Source organism: Flagellimonas aquimarina (genome assembly GCF_003149745.1).
GTDB classification, from domain to species: domain Bacteria; phylum Bacteroidota; class Bacteroidia; order Flavobacteriales; family Flavobacteriaceae; genus Flagellimonas; species Flagellimonas aquimarina.
The window spans coordinates 517,876-541,738 of record NZ_QGEG01000002.1; the positions used below are offsets into that span (position 1 = coordinate 517,876).

The 23,863-nt window shown below is 36.7% G+C and carries 19 protein-coding genes; 10 read left to right on the forward strand and 9 right to left on the reverse strand.

Annotation, left to right across the window (positions count from 1 at the left end; translation table 11 throughout):
- Positions 1-43 precede the first annotated feature (43 nt).
- The 4 genes from DKG77_RS09090 to DKG77_RS09105 all read right to left on the reverse strand — a co-directional run bounded on the left by DKG77_RS09090 (position 44) and on the right by DKG77_RS09105 (position 3,599).
- Positions 44-766 (reverse strand): head GIN domain-containing protein, encoded by a 723-nt coding sequence (locus DKG77_RS09090; RefSeq protein WP_109662345.1) that lies wholly within the window; start codon positions 764-766, stop codon positions 44-46.
- 113 nt (positions 767-879) lie between these two features.
- Positions 880-2,622 (reverse strand): PspC domain-containing protein, encoded by a 1,743-nt coding sequence (locus DKG77_RS09095; protein ID WP_109662347.1) that lies wholly within the window; start codon positions 2,620-2,622, stop codon positions 880-882.
- Positions 2,623-2,631: 9 nt separating this feature from the next.
- Complete coding sequence (locus tag DKG77_RS09100) at positions 2,632-2,961, reverse strand: PadR family transcriptional regulator (protein ID WP_109662348.1); 330 nt, start codon at positions 2,959-2,961, stop codon at positions 2,632-2,634.
- A 155-nt stretch (positions 2,962-3,116) separates the two neighbouring features.
- Entirely contained in the window at positions 3,117-3,599 is a 483-nt protein-coding gene (locus DKG77_RS09105) for a DUF4870 domain-containing protein (protein WP_109663707.1), read from the reverse strand.
- Positions 3,600-3,768: 169 nt separating this feature from the next.
- Between DKG77_RS09105 and DKG77_RS09110 the strand changes: the two genes are divergently transcribed.
- Complete coding sequence (locus DKG77_RS09110; protein WP_109662350.1) at positions 3,769-4,224, forward strand: DUF4442 domain-containing protein; 456 nt, start codon at positions 3,769-3,771, stop codon at positions 4,222-4,224.
- 101 nt (positions 4,225-4,325) lie between these two features.
- Here DKG77_RS09110 and DKG77_RS09115 read toward each other — a convergent pair whose 3' ends face one another.
- The gene (locus DKG77_RS09115) at positions 4,326-5,132 is read right to left on the reverse strand and encodes a tail fiber protein (RefSeq protein ID WP_109662352.1); all 807 of its coding nucleotides are present in this window, start codon (positions 5,130-5,132) and stop codon (positions 4,326-4,328) included.
- A gap of 157 nt (positions 5,133-5,289) precedes the next feature.
- Between DKG77_RS09115 and DKG77_RS09120 the strand changes: the two genes are divergently transcribed.
- The 4 genes from DKG77_RS09120 (at position 5,290) to DKG77_RS09135 (ending at position 7,942) form a co-directional block, all read left to right on the forward strand.
- Complete coding sequence (locus tag DKG77_RS09120) at positions 5,290-6,087, forward strand: TIGR00266 family protein (protein ID WP_109662353.1); 798 nt, start codon at positions 5,290-5,292, stop codon at positions 6,085-6,087.
- An 80-nt stretch (positions 6,088-6,167) separates the two neighbouring features.
- Positions 6,168-6,821 (forward strand): DUF2461 domain-containing protein, encoded by a 654-nt coding sequence (locus DKG77_RS09125; RefSeq protein WP_109662355.1) that lies wholly within the window; start codon positions 6,168-6,170, stop codon positions 6,819-6,821.
- Between the two features lie 8 nt (positions 6,822-6,829).
- Positions 6,830-7,414, forward strand: coding sequence for an NUDIX domain-containing protein (locus DKG77_RS09130; RefSeq protein WP_109662357.1), 585 nt, complete (start codon positions 6,830-6,832; stop codon positions 7,412-7,414).
- A 21-nt stretch (positions 7,415-7,435) separates the two neighbouring features.
- The gene (locus tag DKG77_RS09135) at positions 7,436-7,942 is read left to right on the forward strand and encodes a peptide-methionine (S)-S-oxide reductase (RefSeq protein ID WP_109662359.1); all 507 of its coding nucleotides are present in this window, start codon (positions 7,436-7,438) and stop codon (positions 7,940-7,942) included.
- A 660-nt stretch (positions 7,943-8,602) separates the two neighbouring features.
- Here the strand turns inward: DKG77_RS09135 and DKG77_RS09140 are convergent.
- Entirely contained in the window at positions 8,603-9,889 is a 1,287-nt protein-coding gene (locus DKG77_RS09140) for a D-alanyl-D-alanine carboxypeptidase (RefSeq protein ID WP_109662360.1), read from the reverse strand.
- 120 nt (positions 9,890-10,009) lie between these two features.
- Here DKG77_RS09140 and DKG77_RS09145 point away from each other — a divergent pair, with 120 nt between their 5' ends.
- Positions 10,010-10,207, forward strand: a complete 198-nt coding sequence (locus DKG77_RS09145; RefSeq protein ID WP_109663709.1) for a hypothetical protein — start codon at positions 10,010-10,012, stop codon at positions 10,205-10,207.
- A gap of 51 nt (positions 10,208-10,258) precedes the next feature.
- Here the strand turns inward: DKG77_RS09145 and DKG77_RS09150 are convergent, their stop codons facing one another.
- Positions 10,259-11,200 (reverse strand): LysR substrate-binding domain-containing protein, encoded by a 942-nt coding sequence (locus DKG77_RS09150; RefSeq protein WP_109662362.1) that lies wholly within the window; start codon positions 11,198-11,200, stop codon positions 10,259-10,261.
- A gap of 170 nt (positions 11,201-11,370) precedes the next feature.
- Between DKG77_RS09150 and DKG77_RS09155 the strand changes: the two genes are divergently transcribed.
- The 3 genes from DKG77_RS09155 to DKG77_RS09165 all read left to right on the forward strand — a co-directional run bounded on the left by DKG77_RS09155 (position 11,371) and on the right by DKG77_RS09165 (position 17,520).
- Complete coding sequence (locus DKG77_RS09155; protein ID WP_109662364.1) at positions 11,371-13,221, forward strand: sigma 54-interacting transcriptional regulator; 1,851 nt, start codon at positions 11,371-11,373, stop codon at positions 13,219-13,221.
- Between the two features lie 174 nt (positions 13,222-13,395).
- Entirely contained in the window at positions 13,396-13,947 is a 552-nt protein-coding gene (locus DKG77_RS09160; RefSeq protein WP_109662366.1) for an OsmC family protein, read from the forward strand.
- A gap of 90 nt (positions 13,948-14,037) precedes the next feature.
- Complete coding sequence (locus tag DKG77_RS09165; RefSeq protein ID WP_109662368.1) at positions 14,038-17,520, forward strand: 4Fe-4S binding protein; 3,483 nt, start codon at positions 14,038-14,040, stop codon at positions 17,518-17,520.
- 47 nt (positions 17,521-17,567) lie between these two features.
- Here the strand turns inward: DKG77_RS09165 and DKG77_RS09170 are convergent, their stop codons facing one another.
- Positions 17,568-20,927, reverse strand: coding sequence for a tetratricopeptide repeat protein (locus tag DKG77_RS09170; RefSeq protein ID WP_109662369.1), 3,360 nt, complete (start codon positions 20,925-20,927; stop codon positions 17,568-17,570).
- A 141-nt stretch (positions 20,928-21,068) separates the two neighbouring features.
- Entirely contained in the window at positions 21,069-21,488 is a 420-nt protein-coding gene (locus tag DKG77_RS09175; protein WP_109662371.1) for a DUF2141 domain-containing protein, read from the reverse strand.
- Between the two features lie 210 nt (positions 21,489-21,698).
- On the opposite strand from DKG77_RS09175, the gene DKG77_RS09180 reads away from it, so the two are divergent.
- A complete protein-coding gene (locus DKG77_RS09180) occupies positions 21,699-23,861 on the forward strand; it encodes a TonB-dependent receptor (RefSeq protein ID WP_109662372.1) in 2,163 nt (720 codons plus the stop codon).
- Positions 23,862-23,863 lie beyond the last annotated feature (2 nt).

The following is a 23,863-nucleotide window of genomic DNA, read 5'->3' on the forward strand; positions in this document are numbered from 1 at the left end:
AACAAAAACAGACTATTGGTTTTTTGTTTGATCACTAAAAATATTAGTATTTACGTACACTTCCAGAAACAGATTTTTTCTTTTGTACGCTTGCATCACCAGTATAGGAAATGTCTGCGCCACTGCTGGCATCTGCAATTAAAGACTCCGAAACGTTTACAGAAATGTCTGCGCCACTGCTGGCATCAGCGTTACATGTTTTGGCCATTAATTCTCGTGCCCTAATATCTGCACCACTGCTGGCATCCGCATATAAAGCATCTGTTTTACCCGCTATTTTAATATCTGCGCCACTGCTGGCATCTGCAGTAACTTCGGAGGCAACCAGTTCTACATGTAAATCTGACCCGCTGCTTGCGTCCAAATCCAACTTTTCAGTTTCAATCACGTTTTGTACAATTAAATCTGCTCCGCTTGAACTTTTTAATGCAGTAATATTAGGAAGGGATACATAAACTTTTTTAGTGGCTCTTCCAATATTTTCTATTGCATGAATCCTAAGGGTTCCATCTTTAATATCTGTTCCAATTAAGTCTATAATGTTTTCATCTGCCTCAACCGAAATTTTAAAATCCCGATCTTGAGTTACAAATACGTCCAAACCTTCAGAGGCAGATACTACTGTAAAGTCTTCGTTTACTTTTCTACTTTCTTCCACTACCTCTCCATTTCCTCTTTTTCCATCTCCAAAGCTTACGTCAAAATTACAGGAGGAGGCAAAGATTGCCATTAAAAATGCGATTGCTATTCTTGCTAGTGTTGTCATGATTGTTGTTTTAATGATTGATTTTAATTATTGTCTTTTTCTTATTGATTCAAATCTCGTGTTTGCTATGATTTTTGAGTATTAAAAAATTCCCAGTTGTTGTAAATCGTTGCTCAATTGTCATTTTTTTCCCCTGCTCTTATTTTAATGCCATTTTCATCAATTTTCATTTTAAAAGCATCTTCTCGATCTTGTACATCTATATCTATTCCATTTTCATCTATGATAATTTTTCCTCTTTCATCTTCATCTTCATCCTCATCACCGTCTAGTTTTTCTGGACAGTCTTGGCATTTAAGCTCACCATTTTCTCCCATTATCCAAGTATAGCCGACAATTCCACTTCTATAATAATCTTGGTCATTTTTTACACCACGACCAATATATCCTCTTGTAGATTCTTCAAACTGTAAAACCTTCCCGTTGGGAACATATATGGTCGTTGTTACTTCTTGGTTTCTGGCCTTGTTAGAAGTGGCAGTGGTCAAAAATTCGTCCAAAATGATTTCATTTTCAAATAACTCATACCCGTAATTGATTTGCTTGGCCCTTTCTCTGGCGGCAAGAGTTGTATTGCCATGAGAATCTTTTCTAATATTGATTTTTATGGATGAGTCATCAGACTTTCTTATTTTGATATCTACATCGTCAGATACTAAGATTCTATTGTCATTTTCATCATAGGTAAAGGTCATGCGCCCAAAATGAACATCTTCCATTCCGTAATCCAATTCAGAATCTTTCATTTTTATCATCAAGGTATCCGAAGGGTTTTCCACCAAAACCTGTTCTTTGATATTGACACTGCCCACATTTGCAAATTCTGCTGCTTGGCGAACTCCCAAGGTAAACAAGGTGCCTATGGATATCAACCAAAGCCCTAAAAGGGAAAACTTGGCAATATTCCCAATGGATTTTAGGTTGTTTACCAAAATCTTAAGTCCTAAATAGAGTAGGAAGAAGAAAGGAATACCAACGGCAAAAAACAATAGGATCGATACTACCCAAACAGGAGCCCCAGTTGTATTTACAATCTCATAGAAATCTACACCCGGAAGATGTATTGCATCAAAAATGCCCATGGTGAATGCGCCAACAAACAATCCAATTAGCGTTGAAGCTCCTATGACGATCAATAGAATGCCTATAAACTTCCCAAATATTTTAAACAGGAACATGATAATGTCCCCAATGGTATCAAAAAAGGTCTTGGAGCTGCTTTTGACCTTGTCGCCTACTTTATCATAGTCAACGTTTTTTACCTTATCTGCAACATCATCAAACCCCTCTTTAACTTTGCGTTCTATATTGCTGATGTTGATGGGCTCTCCCGTCATGTCCAACTTTTGGGAGGTTGTGGCCGCTTCTGGCACTAAAATCCACAGTAAGATGTATGCAATCAGCCCAAAGCCTGTGAATACCGCCAATAAGATGAAGATAATTCTAATCCAAAGGGCGTCAAACCCTAAATAGTATTCTAAACCAGCACAGACACCACCAATGTATTTTTGGTCCATATCTCTGTACAGTTTTTTTGTTTTGCGCGTGTTTTGAGTTTGAGCCTTTCTAGGTTCATCCTCAAAAATATCCTCGTCAACCATGTAATCTTCTGGTTGCCCCATGATATTAATAACCGCATCTACTTCTTTCTGGGTAATGACCTGCCTGTCATTCTCCATTTTTTCTAAAAAGAGTTCAGCTACCCTTGCTTCAATATCTGCAATGATCTCATCACTGCCGGCTGTTCCTGAAAACGATCTTTTTATGGATTCAAGGTATCGCCTAAGCCTGTTATACGCCTCATCATCTATATGAAAGAGTGTATTTGCTAGATTTATATTTACTGTCTTGTTCATTTTCGATTCTTATTTTGTGTTGGTTACCAGATTAACTGCATTTCTTAGTTCATCCCAGGTGCCGTTTAGTTCCTTGAGGAACAATTGCCCCGTTTCGGTAAGTGCGTAATATTTTCTTGGTGGTCCAGAAGTTGATTCTTCCCAACGATAGTTGAGCAACCCTGCATTTTTTAGCCTCGTTAAAAGAGGATAAATGGTGCCTTCTACCACAAGCATCTTAGCGTCTTTTAAGGCTCCTAGAATTTCTGATGCATATTTGTCCTTATCTCGCAAGATAGAAAGAATGCAGTACTCCAGAACCCCTTTGCGCATTTGTGCTTTTGTGTTTTCTATATTCATAATGTCATGGTTCTAATAAATTAACTGTTCGCTTTTTGCTCCCGTCCTTTCCCTCTTTGATGAGAAGAGGGGTCGGGAACGTTTTTTGATTGATGATTACTTGATTGATTGATGTTTTTTCGTTTTTTGATTGATGAATAAACTCCTTTAATGCGTTATTTGATGAATTTTATGGTAAAGGGGTATTTAAAAGTCTCTCCTTCATTTGTTCTGATAGTTGCCAAAATCGTATAAACTATATTAATGACCACTAACACTACTTGTAATAATCCGGTGATGCCTGCTGGCCAAAAAAACCGGCCAAACCTAAAATCATCACTACTAATGTGAATATCAAGATTGTTAAGATCACTTAAGCGATGAAACCCAAAAAAACTCCCATCAAATAGGTCTGGCAAAAACCCAATAAAGAATGGAATGCTTATAAGACCCACCACAACTGAATATAATAGCATGCTTATTTGAAAGTTGAGCGCTTGCTTACCATTGTAATCCACAAACTTGTGTTCTTTTTTATTGGCCGTCCATAAAATCAATGGTAAAATAAAATTACCAAAGGGTATAAAATACTTTGAAAAGGTGGAAGCGTGTATGATCGCTGATAAATTCCTTTCATGTTTGGTTAATGATTCAGTCATGATTTTTTGATTGATGTTTATAAACAAATTTAGTTTACCTACTAGCTTACCATGCAAATATATGGCTAAAAGATGGTACTATGCAAAACAAAGTACTATAAATTAACATATATTTAACAAATTGAAATGGCGACTATTTTCCTTATTTTTAGCAAAATAAATATAAGTTATGGCTTCAAAGGCTAGTAAATTCAACACTTTCACATTCTTTACCCTTCCTTCTGCGTGGTGGTGCGGTGTGCGGGTAAAATATATTGATAACAAAAAAGCAGTAACTACCGTTACCCACCGTTGGGTAAACCAAAATCCATTTAAAAGTATGTTTTGGGCCGTTCAAGGTATGGCCGCGGAGTTGAGCACTGGTGCAATGGTCATCAACCAAATAAAAGACAGCGGAAAGAAAATCTCCATGTTGGTTTTGAACAATAATGCCAATTTCTCTAAAAAGGCTACTGGTAAAATCACATTTACTTGTAAAGATGGTCATTTGATTGAGGACGCCATCAAAAAAACAATTGCAACAGGAGAAGGACAGACCATTTGGATGAAATCTGTTGGGGTAAACAAAGATGGGGTAGTGGTATCAACATTTAATTTTGAATGGACGGTGAGGCTAAAGCAGTAATTTTTAAGACAGATTTTAATGAACCGAAATCCTAAGCTGTTATGCTGAGCTTGTCGAAGTAGCAGTATAATAGTGAATGGATGATAAGGATTAAAAGTTAGTTAGTTGTTGGATTCTAGCAACTTTTCAATTTTTGCCATTCTTTTGGTCAAAGATTTTAGTTCTTTGTTTTCCTGTTTAAGGTTCTGAATTTCCTTTTGTTGTTGAATCGTATAAAGTGTCAGTTCTTCAATTTTTTGAAGGAACTTAGCATTCATTTCCCCTAATAAAATCCCATTTTTTTCTACCTCTTTGGCACTTGGAATATCTTTAAGGTGTCCTTTTTCAGCTATGTGGTTTTCAACCTCTTCCAATGTTGGAAGATTGTAGTTATTCTGAAAAACAAAATCTGGCCAACCGGTTAAATCTACCTTGACTTCTTTGGTGTGGATATTTCCATTGACGGCCAATTTAGCATCAGGGGTATTGGTACCTATTCCAACATACCCATTTTCTTCTATTACCATTCTGGTTTGTTGTGTACCTCCATAACCATTTCTTGTTCCAAAAGCTAATCCATAATCTGAATTTTTATTTTCAATCCCGAAATCAATAAATGCCTGAGGAGTGGAATCCACAGTTCTTTGTAATCTTAGCGAGGTACTACTCCAATTAGAACCATTACTGTTTCTCTTATTTAGAACCTGAAATTTTGATTTGTTTACAACCACACTTCCTTCAAAGGTTGTAAGCACAGATTGGTTCCCTACTACTTCTCCTAAAGAATTGGCCTTGACATGAAACTTATAACCTGGATTTGTTGTACCAATCCCAACATTATCTTGTGTTGTTATTGTTGTTCCATTATCTGTCCATTGGGCATTTGCGGAAAGTGTAAATAAAAGGAGAAATAGAATAGGATGTTTCATAGTTTAGTTCTTTGAATAGATAATAGAATTTTGTTTGTTCTAAAGATAGAACAAGAATAATAATTAAAGAATTTTCGCACAAATTTTTTTGTGAACTTCTGTAACAAAACCTGCATTCAATCAACAGATAAGTAAAACACTTAAAAAAAATCAAAGAATGAACGCACACGAAATAGACTATGAAATTTATGGGGAAGAAATGCAATATGTGGAGATAGAACTTGATCCACAGGAAGCGGTAGTTGCCGAGGCGGGTAGCTTTATGATGATGGATACCGATATAAAAATGGATACCATTTTCGGCGATGGGTCTGGCCAAGATTCTGGAGTATTGGGTAAATTGTTCTCCGCAGGAAAACGTTTGCTCACCGGAGAAAGTCTTTTTATGACCGCTTTTTTAAATATTGGGCAGGGCAAAAAGAAGGCAAGCTTTGCTTCACCATACCCTGGTAAAATACTCCCTATTGATCTTTCTGAAAAAGGAGGGAAGTTCATATGTCAAAAGGATGCTTTTTTATGCGCTGCCAAAGGGGTTTCCGTAGGAATTGAATTTTCAAAGCGTTTGGGCCGTGGACTTTTTGGTGGAGAAGGCTTTATAATGCAAAAGTTGGAAGGTGATGGAATGGCCTTTGTACATGCCGGCGGTACCATGGCAAGAAAAGAATTGGCGGCAGGTGAGGTGTTAAAGGTGGATACGGGTTGTATTGTTGGTTTCTCGCATACCGTGGACTATGACATTGAATTTGTTGGTGGAATTAAAAACACCGTTTTTGGTGGAGAAGGTTTGTTCTTTGCCACGCTAAAAGGTCCAGGAACGGTTTATGTACAATCATTGCCCTTTAGTCGATTGGCTGGCAGAGTTTTGGCTTCAATCCCAAGAGGAGGAAAGGATAAAGGAGAAGGTAGTATTCTTGGCGGGCTAGGAGATATTGTTATGGGAGATAATAGGTTCTAGTTTTCTAAAACAAGTTCTGGAATACATTGGATTTATAGGAAAGGAAATAGTTTTATTTTTATGCCTTTCAATTTATCTTAATGAACTTCCAGGACCTATTTAACTTTCTTACCCAATTACAACAAAACAATACTAAAGAATGGATGGATTCCAACCGTAAGTGGTACAAATCCCTTCGTGGGGATTTTGTGCTGTGGTTGGACGGTCTGGATATTACCATGGCAGAGTTGCATGATGACTATTATCCCACCCCTGGAAAAAAGGGAATTAATCGTATCAACAATAACCTCATGTTCCATCCGCATAAACCCATCTATAAAGACCACTTTGGAGCGGGGTTGGACAAGGCCCCAAATTCTGCAGATTTTTATATTGAAGTAGGGGTAAAGCAATGTTTGTTAGCTGGGGGATTTTGGCGTCCAGATCCCAAAACATTAAGAAGCATTCGGGAGGGAATTGATTACAATGGCGAAGAACTGCTCAAAATCATAGAAAAACCTTCCTTTAAAAAGGTGTTTGGCGGACTCTATAAAGATGAAAAATTGACCAATGCCCCAAAAGGTTTTGCCAATGACCATCCTCATATTCAATTGTTACGCAACAAAACTTTTGCCGTGGAACATCAAATGGAGATGAGCGAAGTGCTGCGCGATGATTTTGAGGAAAAAATTAAAGTAGTTTATTTGGAGATGCTTCCTTTCCGACGATATTTGAACAACGCAACAACCGTTTAATCCAGATTATGAAATACGGAAAGGTCAAGAACATTGAAAAGGAATTATTATCAGACAATTGGTATTCCTTAAACAAGGTCACTTTTGAATATCAGAGAGAAGATGGGGAATGGGAAACGCAAATACGCGAGGCATATGACCGTGGAAATGGTGCGGTAATTCTTTTATATAATAAAGAAAAGGGTACCGTTATTTTGACCAGGCAGTTTAGAATGCCAACCTACCTAAATGGAAATGAAGATGGAATGATGGTCGAGGCCTGTGCAGGAATTTTAGAAAAAGGCAATGCGGAGCAGACCATTATTATGGAAGTAGAGGAGGAAACCGGTTATAAAATTACAGAGGTTCAAAAGATATTTGAGTCATATATGTCTCCAGGTTCGGTCACAGAGGTGCTATATTTTTTCATTGGGCAATATGAGGAAAATATGAAAGTGAGCGAAGGTGGCGGTGCCGAAGATGAGACCGAAAATATTGAAGTGTTGGAAATGACCTTTCAGAAAGCATTACAAATGATGTCCAGAGGAGAAATTAAAGACGCCAAGACTATTATGTTGCTTCAATATACACAGATAAATGGGTTATTTGGTTGAGTTTTTAACGACCAAGGGTATATGGAAATCAAAAAAGTTGCCTTAGGTGGTGGATGCCATTGGTGTACCGAAGCTGTTTTTTTATCCCTCCGTGGAGTCACAAAAGTAGAACAAGGGTTTGTTTCTCAAAAAGGAGAGCAAAGTTCTTTTTCAGAAGCAATAGTTGTGTCCTATAACCCCCATGAAATTTCTTTAAAAGAATTAATCGAAATTCACCTGCATACCCATCAAAGTACTTCTGAGCATTCATTTAGGAACAAATACCGTTCAGCCGTTTATGTTTTTTCTGAAAAAGATTTTGATGGATCCAATCAAGCTTTGAAAATGCTACAGAAAGACTTCAATAAAGAGCTTATTACTAAAACATATTATTTTAAAGCATTCAAACTGTCGGAAGAGCAGTTCCATAACTATTATTATTCAAATCCGGAAAAACCGTTTTGCAAATCATACATAGACCCTAAATTGAAGATGCTCATGAACAGATACTCAAGCTTCATGAAAACGGCCCCAGAATTATTAAAGTAATTGATTTTCAAGTCGCGTTTTTAAGCCCTCGAAAGCTCTGTTTATTCGTTAAGAATAAGCTAAATGATATCATATTTTTATAACAGAAGTATCAAGATAGAAATATTTTATACTTCAAATATCTATAAATCAATTAGTTGAACTAATTTTTCTTTCTTTTTGAATTCACTTACACAAATTGGAAGTTGTAAGTAAAAAAGTTCACCTCCGTACTTAATACCAGTTAAAAGCCACAAGAATTTTGCTTTTAAGATTATAGAAAGTTTGGCCAAAACTTCTCAAAATGAATAAAAGGTTACAAGCTGTTAGATTCATGTTTATCTCAGAATAGTGTTCAGGTAAACTACCAAATCAATAAGACGTAACCAAGAGTAAATTGTTTGACCCTTTAAAATTTAAAAATGAAAACTTCTAAACTTCCGTTATTTATGATTTTGGCCATGTCTTTGATTTTGGCTTCCGGTACCAGTTATTTGGTTTGAATGGAACTATAGGAATTTATAGAGTAAATGGCCAGAGCTTGGAGTTTGTTGGCGAAGAACCTGGAAACCTTCCAGGTACCAATACCCAAGGAATTGCGGCTATTTAGCAATCCTGTTTTTAAGTTGTTTTGTTTGATTGAATCGGGAGAAGCTGCCTTCTCCCGGTTCTTTTTTGTATTTAGTTTTTCTCACGAATTTGATTGAGAACAGATTCAATCTCAGCACGTATTTGAGAAGTGGGAACGGTAAAGTGATTGTTCATGAGACTGAAAATTAAAATTTTACCTGACTTTGCTTTTAGATAACCACTTAGGTTGTAGTTGTTTCCCAATGAGCCGGATTTTGCAAAAATATAAGGTTCAACACCTTCCTTCTCCCATTTTTTAATTGTCCCGGTAGAATCCCACATGGGAAAAAGTTTAAATAAGCGTTCTTTAGGAACTTCTGAATAAATTTTTTGAAGTATTTGCACCATTGAGCGCGGAGTGAACAAATTATAGCGTGATAGCCCAGAACCATCAACCCATCTTGGTTTGTGTTCCAAGTCACTTAATTCATTTTCCAGCATATATGAAATGCTTTTTTGCGTGCTTAATGTATCTGAAAGAGTGGAGGAACCAATCATTAGTAGTTGCTCCGCTAGAAAGTTATCGCTTTCATGGAGCATCTGCCTATAAATAGAATCGGAGGCTATTCCATAAAACACTTCTTTTTGTATTGAAGGAAAACTGTCGATTAAAGTCACATTCTTTTTCAAAATCTCCTCTAATAGTTTTTTTGTAAGAGAATCGTTCGTGATGAGAGGAACTTGCAAAGTGTCTTGTTCAAGTGGTTTTATATAGAATTGGTTTGTAAACTCTTCCCTTTTTTTTGACTCATCTTTTACAGAAACCATCTCCGACAAAAACTGTGGATGTACCTCCAATCCATTGTTGTTTGATATGGTCAAAACATTACCAAAAAGGGGAAGCGTATTTTTTTGAGGAGAAAAATAGGTGTCATAATCTTCCCAGGCCCATCCAGGCCCAAATTTATCTTCTATTGAGTTTTTAAGGTGCAAAGCTAGGTGGTCATGTTTTTTAAACAAAGCAATTGCAGTACTGTCCTTGAAATAGGGGTGAAACCAAGTGGGATCTCCGGTGCCTTCCACATATAAGGTGTCTTTCTGAATTGCATATTTTAAGGCGGGAACGTTTTTTGGCAGCAGTTTTAGACTGGTATATAGGGTAACCACTTTTACATTGCTTGCTGGGGTAAAATATCTATCCCCATTTGTATTGTAAATTGTTTCTGCTGTCTTAGAATCAATCACAACCAGCCCATGAAAAGAATTTTTTAGAGGGCCGTTATTTAGCCTGGAATCAAGTTTGGACAAACGAGGTGATGCGCATCCAAAAAGCAGGAAAAACCCTATAAACACTGGGACTGCAAAATATTTAATTCGTTGATTATATGGGTTATACATATTTACGGTTTGTCGAATTTAACATGAAATTATTTATTTTTTAACTGGAACTTGAGGCATTTTTGCATGATTTTTCTTAATTTAGATGACAACCTTTTAATCCAATATAATCAAATTTCTATGCCCAGAGCAATGTTAGATTACACCAAAACTGTACTTCAAAAAGTTAGTTTTGATGCTAAACTATTCGCAAAAGAATTAAAAAAAGCTGTTTCAAGGTTATTACCAAGTGAAATTGAAGAACTCAAAATCTGGTTAGAGTATTTTATTTTAGACAAACCAGAATTACATCCAACATTAATTTTAATAAAAGCATAAAAAATGAGAGCCGCATTAAGCGGCTCTCATTAATTTAGACAGTACCAAGGTCTAGCTTTTTCCCAGAGGACTAATTATTTTTACATCTTGAAAGGCTATGGCTCCCCTTACAATCGCAGAAATCACTTCCTTTAAGGCTTCGGTAATTTGAATTTTAAGCTCGCTCTTATGATAAATTAGACTTATTTCCCGAGCTGGAGAAGGGTTTTTAAAAGGTCTTAGAAATTGTAATTTTTTCTGCTCCAAATCCAGAGTGTTTAAGTATGGTAGCAAGGTCATTCCCATTCCTTCATCTGATAAACTGACCAAGGTTTCAAAACTGCCACTTTCAATTTTAAATTGCTCGTCATGAAGGTTCTTGGGAGATTTACAAAGGTTTATCACGCCATCCCTAAAGCAATGCCCATCTTGTAGCAACAGAATATCACTAACATCCAAGTCGTCTGTGGTCAGCTGCTCTTTGGAAGACAAGCGATGATTTTTGGGCACATACCCTACAAAGGGTTCATAGTAAAGTGGGCGCTCTTTAATAAATTCAATTTCCAAAGGGGTCGCGGCAATTGCGGCGTCCAAGTGGCCGTCCAAAATGTTTCGTATTAAAGCATCTGTTGGTTGTTCCTTGATTATGAGATTTACCTTTGGGTATTTTTTTATAAAAGTGTTCAAAAACATAGGGAGCAAAGTAGGCATGACCGTAGGAATAATTCCTATGGTATAATCTCCGCCAATAAACCCTTTATCTTGATCAACTATATCTTTAATTCGTTCAGCTTCAGCTACAATATTCTTGGCTTGAGCTACTATTTTCTTACCCACTTCGGTAATGGAAATAGGTTTTTTACTTCGGTCAAATATTAAAATATCAAGCTCGTCTTCAAGTTTTTGTACTTGCATGCTCAATGTAGGTTGGGTAACAAAGCTTTTTTCTGCCGCAAGTGTAAAATTTTTGTATTCGGCAACCGCCAAAACATACTGTAACTGGGTAATGGTCATCAATTATAAATTAGTGATATAAAAATATAAAAAACCATCAATTAAATCTATAATGTTCAAGGAAAGATGGTCAACCGTCAATAAGAAATGAAATGGAAAAAAATCAATACAGCTAATGGTTAAATTCCAAATCTTTATATTTATTTGATTCCGAACCATTATGATCAAGAATGAACAAATCTGAATTGGATGAAATTGCAAACTTTTTAAAAGGAGTTTCTTTCTTTTCTGGAGTGAATAGGGTCTCGCTTTTAGAATTATGTAAGAATATAAAAACCAAGTTCTTTGAAAAGAATGAGCGCATAATTAATAAGGGGGACATTGGGGATGCCATGTATGTTATTTTGAATGGGAAAGTAAACGTTCACGACAAACAACACTCTTATAGTACATTCTCAACTGCCGATTGTTTTGGAGAATATGCTCTTATAGATGATGAACCCCGTTCTGCCTCAGTTACCGCAATGGAGGATACGTCGGTTCTAATAATTGAATCCAAGTATTTTGTAGAGTTGGTAAGCACCGACATGGGCTTTACAAAAGGAATTTTATCTGTATTGATTAAAAGACATAGAGAACTGGATGTCATTCAGGAACGTTTGGCCGCATCCAAACAGGAAATAGAATCAGGTAGTGCGAAAATGAGCGGATTGATCAATGGAGCCATGGATGCCATAATAATGTTCGATGAAAAATTCCAAATTATTTTGACAAACCCATCGGCCAATAAATTACTTGAAAATGACGATGTCTTACAACGAAAAGTACTTTTCTTTTTTGATGATGCAAGTGCCAATTTAATTGAGTCTTTGGTTAAATCAGGTTTGGATGATAACACCAAGATGTTTAACAATTACCTTCCGGAAATCGTGAAAGTGATTGGCTCTAATGAAACTGAAACCTTGAATGAAGGTACTATTAGTAGGTATGGCAATGACCGTGAAACTTTTTACACGCTGATATTAAGAAACATTGAGGAGCGTTTAATTGCTCAGGAAAAGATTAATCAGCTTACAACGCACACAAAATATTTGGAAGAAGAAATAGAGCAATTGACCAACAATCATGGAATCTTGGCAGAGGATATAAGTATGTTTAATGTGTTAAAGCTTATAGAACAGGTGGCCAATACAGATGCAACTGTCTTGATCAATGGTGAAACAGGAACTGGGAAAGAGTTGGTTGCAAGAGCAATCCATACAGCAAGTAACCGAGCTAAAAAACCTTTAGTTAGAATTAATTGTGGGGCCATACCAGCAAATCTAATAGAAAGTGAACTTTTCGGACATGAAAAAGGGGCCTTCACAGGGGCTACGGTCGCTAGAAAGGGTCGATTTCTAATGGCGGACAAAGGAACCATTTTCCTGGACGAGATAGGAGAACTGCCCTTGGATCTGCAGCCAAAATTGCTTAGGGTAATTCAAGAAGGAGAATTTGATCCGTTAGGTAGCTCGAGCACAGTTAAGGTTGACGTGCGAATTATTGCCGCTACACATAGGGATTTATTGAAATTTTCTAAAGAAGGAAAGTTCAGGGAAGATTTGTTTTATAGGTTAAATGTTTTCCCAATAAATGTCCCGGCTCTAAAAGATAGAGGGAATGATGTGTGTTTGATTGCGGAAAGTATGGTAAAGAGCTTCAGTGAAAAACTCAACAAACGCGTTACTGCTTTAACTAAAGAACATAAAAAACTTTTCTTAGAGTATGAATGGCCTGGTAATGTTAGGGAACTACAGAACTTGGTTGAACGAGCTCTCATTGTATCAAAGAATGGGGAAATAGACTGGGCAGATATTATTCCAAGTACGGATAAAGAAGACCTTCCCCAAAGCCAAGAAAAATCCAATAGGGTACTAACCGCTGAGGAGCTAGTACAAATGGAAAGGGAAAACATTCTAAAAGCGCTTAGACAGACCAATTGGAAAATTTCTGGTGACAAAGGAGCAGCAGCATTATTAAAATTGCGTCCTACAACCCTTACTTCAAAAATCAAGGCATTGGGCATTGTCCGCCCTATTTAACTTACGAAATATCATAAATTTACTCACGAAATTTCGTTAAAATGCGATATTTCGTAGTGCTCAAAATTTCATTAAACAATTTTAACTAATTGATTTTAAAGCAATTATATTTTTTGGCACGCCAAATGCATCTCTACTGGCAAATAGAAAAATAAATCTTTAAAATTTAAAAAAATGATTACAACAGCAAACATTAAAAACGGAGTAAACGTAGATCAGTTAGTAGAAACTATCGGAGCGGTACAAGAAAACCCTGAATTGGCAAAGTTCGAGTTTAGAACCAAAAACAATTGGATAGAAGGTGGACATTGTGTGTCCAGTGCTAAAAGCTTTTACGGAGTAGGGGCAGAAGACACTTCTCGTGAAGAAACATTCACTATGGAATGTGATCACCCAAACGTATTATTGGGAAAAGATAAAGCTGCTACACCTGCTGAGGTTGTATTGCATGCTTTAGGATCTTGCTTAACTGGTGCAATGGTATACCATGCTGCAGCAAACGGAATTGAAATTGAAGGAGCCGAATCTTCTTTAGATGGCGGTGTTGATTTACACGGTTTTTTAGGACTTGATCCTGAGGTTAGAAAAGGGTTTGATGGAATCAACGTTAAACTTAAAGTAAAGTCTGATGCAACTGCAGAGCAATTAGAAAATTTAGCGAGATTTTCTCCAGTATTTGATATCATTACCAATCCTACTCCAGTTTCTATTGAAATTGTAAAGTAAGAACCTTAAAAAAGGCCGTTACCCAAAAACCTTTGGGGCGGCCTTTTTTATTTCTTTTTCCAAAATTCTGCAAATCATCACCATCAATCCATGAAAATTAGTAAGCACATCATTGCAAACGGGAATCAGGCAGTGGCACATATAGCATATAAAGCCAATGAGGTTTGCGTTATTTACCCTATAACTCCTGCCTCACAGATGTCCGAATTGGTTGAGGAATGGAGTGCCAACATGCAAGAAAATATTTTTGGTGATGTACCTGATACTTTTGAAATGCAAAGCGAAGCCGGTGTGGCTGGAGCAATGCATGGAGCATTGCAAACAGGAGCACTTACTACAACTTTCACAGCATCACAAGGGTTATTACTAATGATGCCAAATATGTATAAAATAGCTGGTGAATTAACACCTAATGTTATACATGTAGCAACAAGATCAGTTGCGACACATGCATTGTCCATTTTTGGAGACCATAGTGATATTATGGCCGCTAGAAATACGGGATATGCTTTTTTGGGTTCTAGTTCAGTTCAGGAAGCGATGGATTTTGCTCTTATTTCACAAGCTTCTACATTGACATCTAGAATACCTTTTGTCCATTTTTTTGATGGATTCAGAACCTCCCATGAAACAACCAAAATTGAAGAAATTGATGATCATGTCATAAGAACGATGATTAATGACGATTTTGTTAGCGCTCATAAAAACAGAGCCCTCAACCCAAATAATCCAATTATAAGAGGAACTTCTCAAGGTCCCGATGTATTTTTTCAAAGCAGAGAAACCGTTAATTCCTATTACAACGCTTGTCCAGATATTGTACAAGATCAAATGAATAAATTTACTAAGCTAACAGGAAGAGCGTACAAAATATTTGACTATATAGGTCACCCAAGAGCAGAACAAGTAATCATAGCAATGGCGTCTGCCACGGAGACCATTGAAGAGACTATAAACTATTTAAACAAGAGAGGTGAAAAGATAGGTTTGGTAAAAGTGCGGTTGTTTAGGCCCTTTAGCATTGATCACTTTATTAAAAGCATACCGAAAACCTGTAAAAACATAGCGGTTTTAGATCGTACCAAAGAACCTGGGTCTACAGGAGAACCACTGTATTTGGATGTGGTTCAATCTTTAATGCAGACCATAAATACCCATACATTCTATACATTTCCCCGAGTGGTTGGTGGACGTTACGGATTGGCTTCCAAAGAATTTACACCTGCTATGGTGAGGTCAATCGTTGAGAATTTAAAAAGCGCAAATCCCAAAAACAATTTTACCGTGGGAATTACGGATGATCTAACAGGCTTGAGCCTTAAGTACAATAATGAACTGAACGTTCAGCATGAAAATTATCAAGCGCTTTTTTATGAAACTAGAAATGATAGTACCCAAAACCATTTTAACCGTGCATTGGATTTGTTGGGCGCAAACCCTGACCATTATGTACAGGGATATATGGAATGCGACTATAAAAAGTCAAACGCCAGAAGTGTTTCGCATTTGCGCATCTCAAAAAAAATGATAAAAGCTCCTTATTTAATTAAAGATGCGGATTTTGTAGGTTGTGATTCAATTAATTTCCTTAGAAAGGAAACGATTTTGCAAAATATAAAACCTTCAGGAGTATTGTTGGTTCATTCAGAACTTGAATCTGATGATTTTTGGAAAGAACTTTCTGTTAATGAACAGAAACTTATCCAAGCAAAGGAAATAGCACTGCATATTGTGAATCTTGGTATGTTGAATGAAAAAAATGTCATCAATGACAAATCAGTGTCAGTAATGCATGCATGTCACCTTGCCTTGAACGATGAACTTAATCAAGGTTTCGACATAGAGTCTGCAAGGAGATATTTGAGAAAAGTGAATACTTCCCAACTGCTAAAATCCAATGAGGATATCTTGATTGATAATGAGTGTTTTTCAGAAACACTTTTGGGAAAACTTTTGAGTGGGAAGGGTAATGAACTTCCTGTAAGCTTATTACCTGTTGATGGCACTTTTACTAGTGATACATCTAGATTCAATGTAAGAGATGGAGCAATTGAAATTCCTCAATGGAATCCAGATTTATGTACTCAATGTGGAGCATGTAGTATGGCATGCCCTCAAGGGGCAATACGCATCAAAGCTTATGATAATGACACTTTATTGAAAGCTCCTTCCGAGTTTAAATCCGATGGATTTTTGGAAGATATGAATGGCTTTGACCTACTCAACTTTACTGTACAGGCAAATCCGGAACAATGCACTTCCTGTAATATTTGTGTTGATGCATGTCCTGCAAAAGCACTTGTAATGACCAATAGTAAACCTGTGATAAAAAATGAAAAAGAAAATTGGAATTTTTTCGAGACCATTCCGGAGTTTGACAGAACCAAGATCGATGTTACACAAATAAACCAACAGCAATTACAAGAACCTCTATTTAAATATGCTATGGGCGTAGATGGTTGTGGTGAAGCACCTTATTTAAAATTAGCATCTCAGTTATTTGGAGACCGAATGGTGGTTGCAAATGCTACGGGAGCGAGCTCAATTTTTGGCGGGGCATTACCAACCACCCCTTGGGCTAAAAACAAATTTGGTATGGGCCCAGCCTGGTCCAACTCCTTATTTGAAGATAATGCGGAATTTGGTTTGGGATATAGATTGTCCTTGGATCAACAGGAAATTCAAGCTCAAAACCTTCTTGAAAAACTGACAAATCAACTTGATTTTAATTTAGTACAGGATGTGTTGAATGCAAAACAAACAACGGAACTGGAAATAAGTCAACAAAGAAATCGAGTAAAAAAGTTAAAGATTCAATTAAGTAGAATTCAACTGCCAGAGGCTAAAAGATTGCTAAATATTTTGGATTGTTTGGTAAAAAAGAGTGTTTGGATAGTAGGAGGGGATGGCTGGGCATATGATATAGGTTACGGGGGACTAGATCATGTGCTGGCTTCTGGGAAAAACGTAAACATTTTGGTATTGGATAACGAAGTTTATTCAAATACCGGAGGGCAAATGTCCAAGGCTACTCCATTTGGTGCATCTGCTAAATTTGCTGCTAAAGGAAAACAAAAACAAAAGAAGGACTTAGGCCTTTTAGCTGCGGCTTACGAAGATGTTTATGTGGCCTCAGTTGCTATTGGTGCTGATCAAAACCAGACTTTGAAAGCCTTTGTAGAGGCCGAACAACATGATGGGCCATCAATAATTATCGCTTATTGCCATAGCCCTGCCCATGGGATTGACATGAAGAATCCATCACGATATCATAAGGCAGCGGTAGCTTCCGGTCAATGGTTGCTATATAGAAATGACCCAATTAGAATTGCCAAAGGATTTAGCCCAATGCAATTGGATTCTGATGAACCCACTATTCCTATTCAAGACTACCTCAAATTGGAAAAACGGTTTGATATGCTTTTTAATAATGGTGATGAGATTTATAAAAACAGAGTACAGCAGGCCCAGAATTTTGTGGACAACCGTTATCGCAAGTACAAATTCATGTCGTTGCCATATAGTAAACAGTCATCCAAGTTCAGAAAAGAGTTTACCGAATTACAGTTGTAGTTTGCTAGGGGTGATTAGGTCTTTTTGTTCTTCTTTTGGAACATTAATTATTTCTGATTCATTACAGTAACTGATTGCCAATCTGTAGGAGCACCTTCAATGGAATATTCCTTAGACTTTTCATTGAAATATTGGGCAACTGCATCGTTAGGATTTTTGGCAAGTACTTTTTCAAATGCCTTGTTGGCTTCATCAAATTGTTGGTCAAAAAATAGACTTATTCCTTTGTTATAATTAGATATGGTTTTTAATTTTAAGGAAATGCTTTCAACGCTATCTCCATCGATACATTCATAAATACCAATAGCTTTCTGTTTGCCTTTTACCTTCACCTTTCCTAAATACCTAAAGTTAAAACCAGATGAATCCTTCATCGATTTTAAAGAATTCTCACTAATAATGATATTGGCTCCATAGTACTTAGTGACTCCTTCAACCCTTGCAGCACTGTTCACTGTATCTGCAATAACAGCGGGATCATTTCTATTGATGTCTCCAATAATCCCCATAATTAAAGAACCTGTATGAAGACCCATACCAACAGATAATGGTTTATATCCTTTCTCTTCTACCCGTCTCTTATTATATAGGGTAAGAGTTTTTTGCATTTCTATAGCGGCATCTAAGGCATGCTCCGCTTGTTTGGGAAACAAGGCCATAATGCCATCACCTAAATATTGGTTTACAAAACCTTCATTTTCTTTTATTATGGGTCCCATACGTCCAACATAGGCATTTACAAATTTAAAGTTTTGTTCAGGGGTCATACCTTCCGAAAGAGAGGTATAATCACGGATATCTGAAAACATGACAGTGACGTTTTTCTCAATATGATCCCCTAGTCTAATATCGGTAATGGATTCCTTGCCAACAGATTTTACAAATTCAGAAGGAACAAATTTTGAAGTGGCCCTATGTATAGTATTTAAATTGATATGTATTTTAATTCTACTTAAAAGTTCATTTTTGGAGAACGGTTTGGTCAAGTAGTCGTTAGCACCTGAGTTAAATCCTATTACAAGTTCATTAACAGTGTTCTTAGCTGTTAGTAGGATTATTGGCAAGTAACTGGCAGTAAATCGTTCTCTTATTTTTTCACATACTTCATATCCTGAAATTCCTGGCATCATCACATCAAGAAGTACTAAGCTAAATGAGGTTTGCTCCTCTAGCAGTTTTAGAGCTTCTTTACCTGAACTAGCCTCGGTAACCTTATAACCAGCTACGGTTAAATGATTTTCCAATACTCGTCTGTTGACAGGTTCATCATCAACAACAAGTATTTTAAGAGCTTCATTATCCGATTTTATTTTTTGTTTGACGGGCATATCCTCTTCAGAGGAACTGAGCGTATGCACAAAATCTGATGAGGTGTATTTACTTTCTTTGATGTCGCTGCGCTTTTCTTTGCTAATTGGCATAGTAAAAGTAAAAATGGAACCTTTTCCTTCTTCGGATGTCACATTAATAGTTCCGCCATGTAGTTCAACAAGTTGTTTTGTTACGGAAAGACCGAGTCCAGTTCCGCCAAATTCTCTTTGCGTTGAACCATCTGCTTGTTCAAAAGAATTAAAAATGGTCTCTAACTTGTCTTTTGGAATACCAATACCTGTATCAGAAATGGAAATGGAAAGCATATCTTTTTTTCTTTCAGAAAGAAGGGTAACATATCCTTTGTGGGTGAATTTGATTGCATTTCCAATCAAGTTGTGCATAATCTGTTGTAACCTGTTTTCATCTGCATGCAAGAGAGGTGCTTCCTTGGGAATTGAATTGATAAGTTTTAACTTTTTATCCTTGATCATTGGTTGTGACAATTGCAATACAATTGTTGAAAGGGCATAGATGTCGACAGGGCGTTGAGAAAGGACAAGGTCTTTATTTTTAAGTTTTGAAAAATCTAAAATATCGTTTACCAGGTGTGAAAGCCGTTTTCCGCTGTTGGCGATCATATCTAGATTTTCCAAAGCGGTCTTTGGAAGTTTGCCGGCAATACCGTCCTTTAAAGATTCTGTTAAGCCAATAATACCTACCAAAGGTGTTCTTAGTTCATGGGACGTGTTGGCTAAAAATTGATCTTTTAACTGGTCCACTTGTTTCAATTTTTGGACAACATCACGTTCTTTTTCAAGCTCTTTGGTTTTTTGTCTGGAACGCCAATAGATAATGCCAAAAAGCAATAGACCAAGCCCTCCAAAAAGAAAAATGTAGAATTTGTTGCGTTGCTTATTTAAATCGCGCTCAAAAGATACTTGTTGAGCGGTTTGTTTTTTATGAAAGGAAATACTGTCGGCTAATTGCTGTTTTTCAAACTGATATTGCAACTCATTTCTAGTTATCTCTTCAGTTTTGTTTTTGTTAAATAATGAGTCTTTTAGACTGGTAAATCTCTTATGAAATTCTAGCGATTTGTTGGTATTTCCCAATCCTTCCCAGGCTTGGCTTAGGCATTCACAGGCTTCTTTTTGTAAGAGGAGGGCTCCCATTTCTTTTGCTCTTTCAAGTCCTTCCTCACAATCTTTTTTTGCTAACGAGTATTGTTTTTTGTGCAGGTATGTTTTACCTCTGTATAAATATGAAGTCGCAAGGCCTTCAACATCTTGGATTTCTAATTTTATTTTTAGCCCACGGTTTAAATAGTCCAGTGCTTTGTCAAAATCACCTTTTTCATCGTAAAGGGCACCAAGATTATTATATGCTCTTGTTAAACCAATTTTATCATCTACTTTTTCCGAAGTGGAAACACTTTTCATTAAATTTTCAAGTGCTAAATCATATTTTTTTTGATTGCTATAAACCAAGGCAATATTATTATATGCCGCAGGTAAAGATCTAGGGTTGTTCAGCTCTTGTTTAAGTTTTAAACTATAGGTGTAGTATTCTAGGGCTTTTTCATTGTCTTGCTGCCTTATAAAAACATTGCCCAAGTTGTTGGTTACCCTGGCCAATCCTCTTTTATCTTCTAGTTCTTCTGAAATTTTGAGCGCGTCAAGCAAAAAGGAAAGAGATTGCGAATAATTGCCCATTTCGTAGTGAATGGTGCCAATATTGCTTACTGTGGTAGCTATGTCCTTTTTGGAATCCAATTTTTTGGACAATTCAAGACAAGTGTTAAACCATGCCAATGCATCCTCTAGTTTTCCTTGTACTGCATAGGTATTACCAATTAATCTAGTAGAAGTGGTTTCCCATTCCAAGTTTTGTTTTTCTTTGGAAAACTCAAGCATTTTTTTTCCAAAGGTTCTGGCAGAATCTAAGTTTTGTCGAAAACGTAAAATGAAAATATTATATGCAGCCTCCAATCTAACGGTATCCTGTTCAGAATGATTTTCCCAAACAGTGAGCAAACTATCAAGATGCTTGTCCTGTGCCTTAACAGTGTTGAATGCCAGGCACATAATAAGCATTATGAGGTTGAATTGTTTGATATTGTTAGTTTAAAATGGTTGGTTTATAAGTATTTAAATGTAATGTTTAATGCGCACAGGACAAAATGAAAAAGGCTTACCATTGGCAAGCCCTTTATTTGATTGATGAATAAAAGTGTGCTAGAATCTAATTTCAAACTCTAAATCTTTTCCGTTGGCTTCAAATTTTGCGGTAGAAAAAGTTGGAGGACCAATAGACATATCGTTACCTGATAACCCGAAGCTTTCTTTGGGCATTCCATTTTCTTCAAAATCCATCCTTTGGTTTTCATTTGCATCATGAAGCGCCATGATGGCATAGGTGCCTTGAGGTACGTTTTCAAAGGTGAAGGACACTGTTCCATTTTCAATGGAACTTTCTAAATTTTGTATACCTGGCCCTTTCATGAATGTATCAATAGTGTGCAGGCTAACCATTACTTTGCCTTCATTACTGGTAATATTGTTAATGGCAACAACAATGTTGGCCCCGGTTGTTTCTTGTGCATTGCTTAAAAGACTTACAAGAAGAAAAACTAATGTTAATGTTACAGTTTTCATTATGATTGTTTTTGATGTTGTTAATAAGCCAAATTTCCTTTAAAGCGTTTTGTTTCAAAATTTCAATCTACCGAAATGTCATTTTTTTGGACTGAATTGTAATCCAAAAATCACCTCGCAATTCATCATTGAAATTCCACAGTTGAGTATTACGGATTGGTGTGAAAAAATTCATCGTGACATTTTTGTGGCATCAAATAACGAACAGTCATGAAAAACCATTTATTTATTTTAATCACTTTTTTTAACTTCAGTTTTTTGCTAGCACAAACAACCGTTTCTGGGGTTGTACTGGATTCAAAGAGCAATCCAATTGCTGGTGCAAATGTATATTTAGAAGGTACTTATGATGGAGCCTCGACAGATGATAGCGGTAAATTTAATTTTGAGACCACCGAAACAGGAACTCAAACCCTTGTTGTTTCAATGTTGTCTTATGATCCACATTATGAGATTGGTGATGTAACCTATTTTAAAGACATTCAAATAGGTTTGTTGGAATCCATTAATGCCTTGACTGGAGTAACTCTTACGGCAGGAACTTTTGAGGCTGGAGATAATTCTAAAGTCTCAGTATTAAAACCATTGGACATTGTTACCACTGCGGGGGCGGTTGGGGATTTTGTCGCAGCTTTACAAACATTGCCGGGCACTACATCTGTTAATGAGGATGGAAGGCTTTTTGTAAGGGGTGGAGAAGCAGGAGAAACCCAAGTGTTTATAGATGGTCTTCGAGTATTTCAACCTTTTAATGCAACTGCAAACAACATTCCAACCAGAGGGCGGTTTTCTCCTTTCCTTTTTAAAGGAATTACATTTAGCACAGGAGGGTACTCTGCAGAATATGGACAAGCATTGTCCAGTGTATTGTTATTAAATACTACAGACGTTCCAGTTCAAGAGAAAACGGATATTTCCATTATGTCAGTAGGAGGTGGATTAGGATATACAAAAATTTGGGGGGATCAGTCTTTGAGCATCAATACTTCATATATAAACCTTGCGCCTTACGAAGCTCTAATACCCTCCAACCAAGGGGTTAAATGGAATAGCCCATATGAATCTTTAGCAGGAGAAGCAGTATTTAGAAGCAAAGGGGACAAAAGCATGTTTAAACTCTATACAGGTTTCAACCATGCCAATTTGGATATTGAGCAAGAGGATATCAACTTTGAAGATTTTGTTCAATTTAAATTAAAGAATAACAACCTATATTTTAATTCATCATATAAATATTTTTTTGAGAATGACTGGAGCTTGAATACAGGAGCAGCTATTTCATGGGATACGAATACCATTGGGTTACAGGAAGATGACATAGACACAAAAGAGACTGCTTCTCATATCAAGGTTAAAGCTAAAAAGACCTTTAGCAGTAGATTTAACCTAAATTTTGGCTCAGAGCTTTTTATTACAAATTATGATGAGACATTTAGCGCACCAGATGGTTTTGTTTTTGAGAGCAACTATGACGATAAGCTATGGGCCGGGTTTGCAGAAACAGATATATATTTAAGCAACCAGTTTGCCATGAAATTGGGAGTAAGAGGTGAGCATAGTTCATTGCTGGCAGATTTTACAGTTTCACCCAGAGTGTCTTTGGCATATAAGCCTGGCGACAAGGGTCAATTTTCACTGGCATATGGCGACTTCTATCAAAATCCCTTGACTGAGGTCATCAAATTTGGTCAATCTGTAGATTCTGAAAAAACATCACACTATATTTTTAACTACCAATATGTTGGTGAAGGCAAAACCTTTAGAGCCGAAGCATATTATAAAGACTATGCCAGCTTAATAAAGTATGACACGGAGTTACCTCAGTTCGATTCTAATTTTGATAATTCAGGTAGCGGATATGCCACTGGGTTAGATGTATTCTGGAGAGATAACAAAAGCATTAAATCTTTAGATTATTGGGTTTCCTATTCTTATTTGAACACGGAGAGGGACTATAGAAACTTTGAGGAAAGGGCAACACCCAATTTTGCACCAGAACATAATTTGTCTATTGTTACCAAGTATTGGGTAGAGAAGTTAAGATCACAAGTTGGACTTTCATATTCTTACGGTTCGGGTAGACCTTACAACAACCCAAACACACCAGAGTTTTTAGCAGAAAAAACCAAGGCGTTTAACAATGTAAGCTTTAACTGGGCCTATCTAATAGATCAACAAAAAATCCTTTATTTTTCTGTGAACAATGTTTTAGGGTTTAACAATATTAACAACTACCAATATGCAGACACTCCAAACATGGATGGCATTTTTGATAGACAGACCATTAGACCAGCAGCTGACAGTTTCTTTTTTGTAGGTTTCTTTTGGACTATAAGTAACGACGGTAAAAGCAATCAGTTAGATAACCTTTAATC

Coding starts and splice junctions, on each gene's coding strand:
- DKG77_RS09090 (WP_109662345.1), bottom strand. CDS start 766: ATGACAACACTAGCAAGAATAGCAATCGCATTTTTAATGGCAATCTTT.
- DKG77_RS09095 (WP_109662347.1), bottom strand. CDS start 2,622: ATGAACAAGACAGTAAATATAAATCTAGCAAATACACTCTTTCATATA.
- DKG77_RS09100 (WP_109662348.1), bottom strand. CDS start 2,961: ATGAATATAGAAAACACAAAAGCACAAATGCGCAAAGGGGTTCTGGAG.
- DKG77_RS09105 (WP_109663707.1), bottom strand. CDS start 3,599: ATGACTGAATCATTAACCAAACATGAAAGGAATTTATCAGCGATCATA.
- DKG77_RS09110 (WP_109662350.1), top strand. CDS start 3,769: ATGGCTTCAAAGGCTAGTAAATTCAACACTTTCACATTCTTTACCCTT.
- DKG77_RS09115 (WP_109662352.1), bottom strand. CDS start 5,132: ATGAAACATCCTATTCTATTTCTCCTTTTATTTACACTTTCCGCAAAT.
- DKG77_RS09120 (WP_109662353.1), top strand. CDS start 5,290: ATGAACGCACACGAAATAGACTATGAAATTTATGGGGAAGAAATGCAA.
- DKG77_RS09125 (WP_109662355.1), top strand. CDS start 6,168: ATGAACTTCCAGGACCTATTTAACTTTCTTACCCAATTACAACAAAAC.
- DKG77_RS09130 (WP_109662357.1), top strand. CDS start 6,830: ATGAAATACGGAAAGGTCAAGAACATTGAAAAGGAATTATTATCAGAC.
- DKG77_RS09135 (WP_109662359.1), top strand. CDS start 7,436: ATGGAAATCAAAAAAGTTGCCTTAGGTGGTGGATGCCATTGGTGTACC.
- DKG77_RS09140 (WP_109662360.1), bottom strand. CDS start 9,889: ATGTATAACCCATATAATCAACGAATTAAATATTTTGCAGTCCCAGTG.
- DKG77_RS09145 (WP_109663709.1), top strand. CDS start 10,010: ATGCCCAGAGCAATGTTAGATTACACCAAAACTGTACTTCAAAAAGTT.
- DKG77_RS09150 (WP_109662362.1), bottom strand. CDS start 11,200: ATGACCATTACCCAGTTACAGTATGTTTTGGCGGTTGCCGAATACAAA.
- DKG77_RS09155 (WP_109662364.1), top strand. CDS start 11,371: ATGAACAAATCTGAATTGGATGAAATTGCAAACTTTTTAAAAGGAGTT.
- DKG77_RS09160 (WP_109662366.1), top strand. CDS start 13,396: ATGATTACAACAGCAAACATTAAAAACGGAGTAAACGTAGATCAGTTA.
- DKG77_RS09165 (WP_109662368.1), top strand. CDS start 14,038: ATGAAAATTAGTAAGCACATCATTGCAAACGGGAATCAGGCAGTGGCA.
- DKG77_RS09170 (WP_109662369.1), bottom strand. CDS start 20,927: ATGCTTATTATGTGCCTGGCATTCAACACTGTTAAGGCACAGGACAAG.
- DKG77_RS09175 (WP_109662371.1), bottom strand. CDS start 21,488: ATGAAAACTGTAACATTAACATTAGTTTTTCTTCTTGTAAGTCTTTTA.
- DKG77_RS09180 (WP_109662372.1), top strand. CDS start 21,699: ATGAAAAACCATTTATTTATTTTAATCACTTTTTTTAACTTCAGTTTT.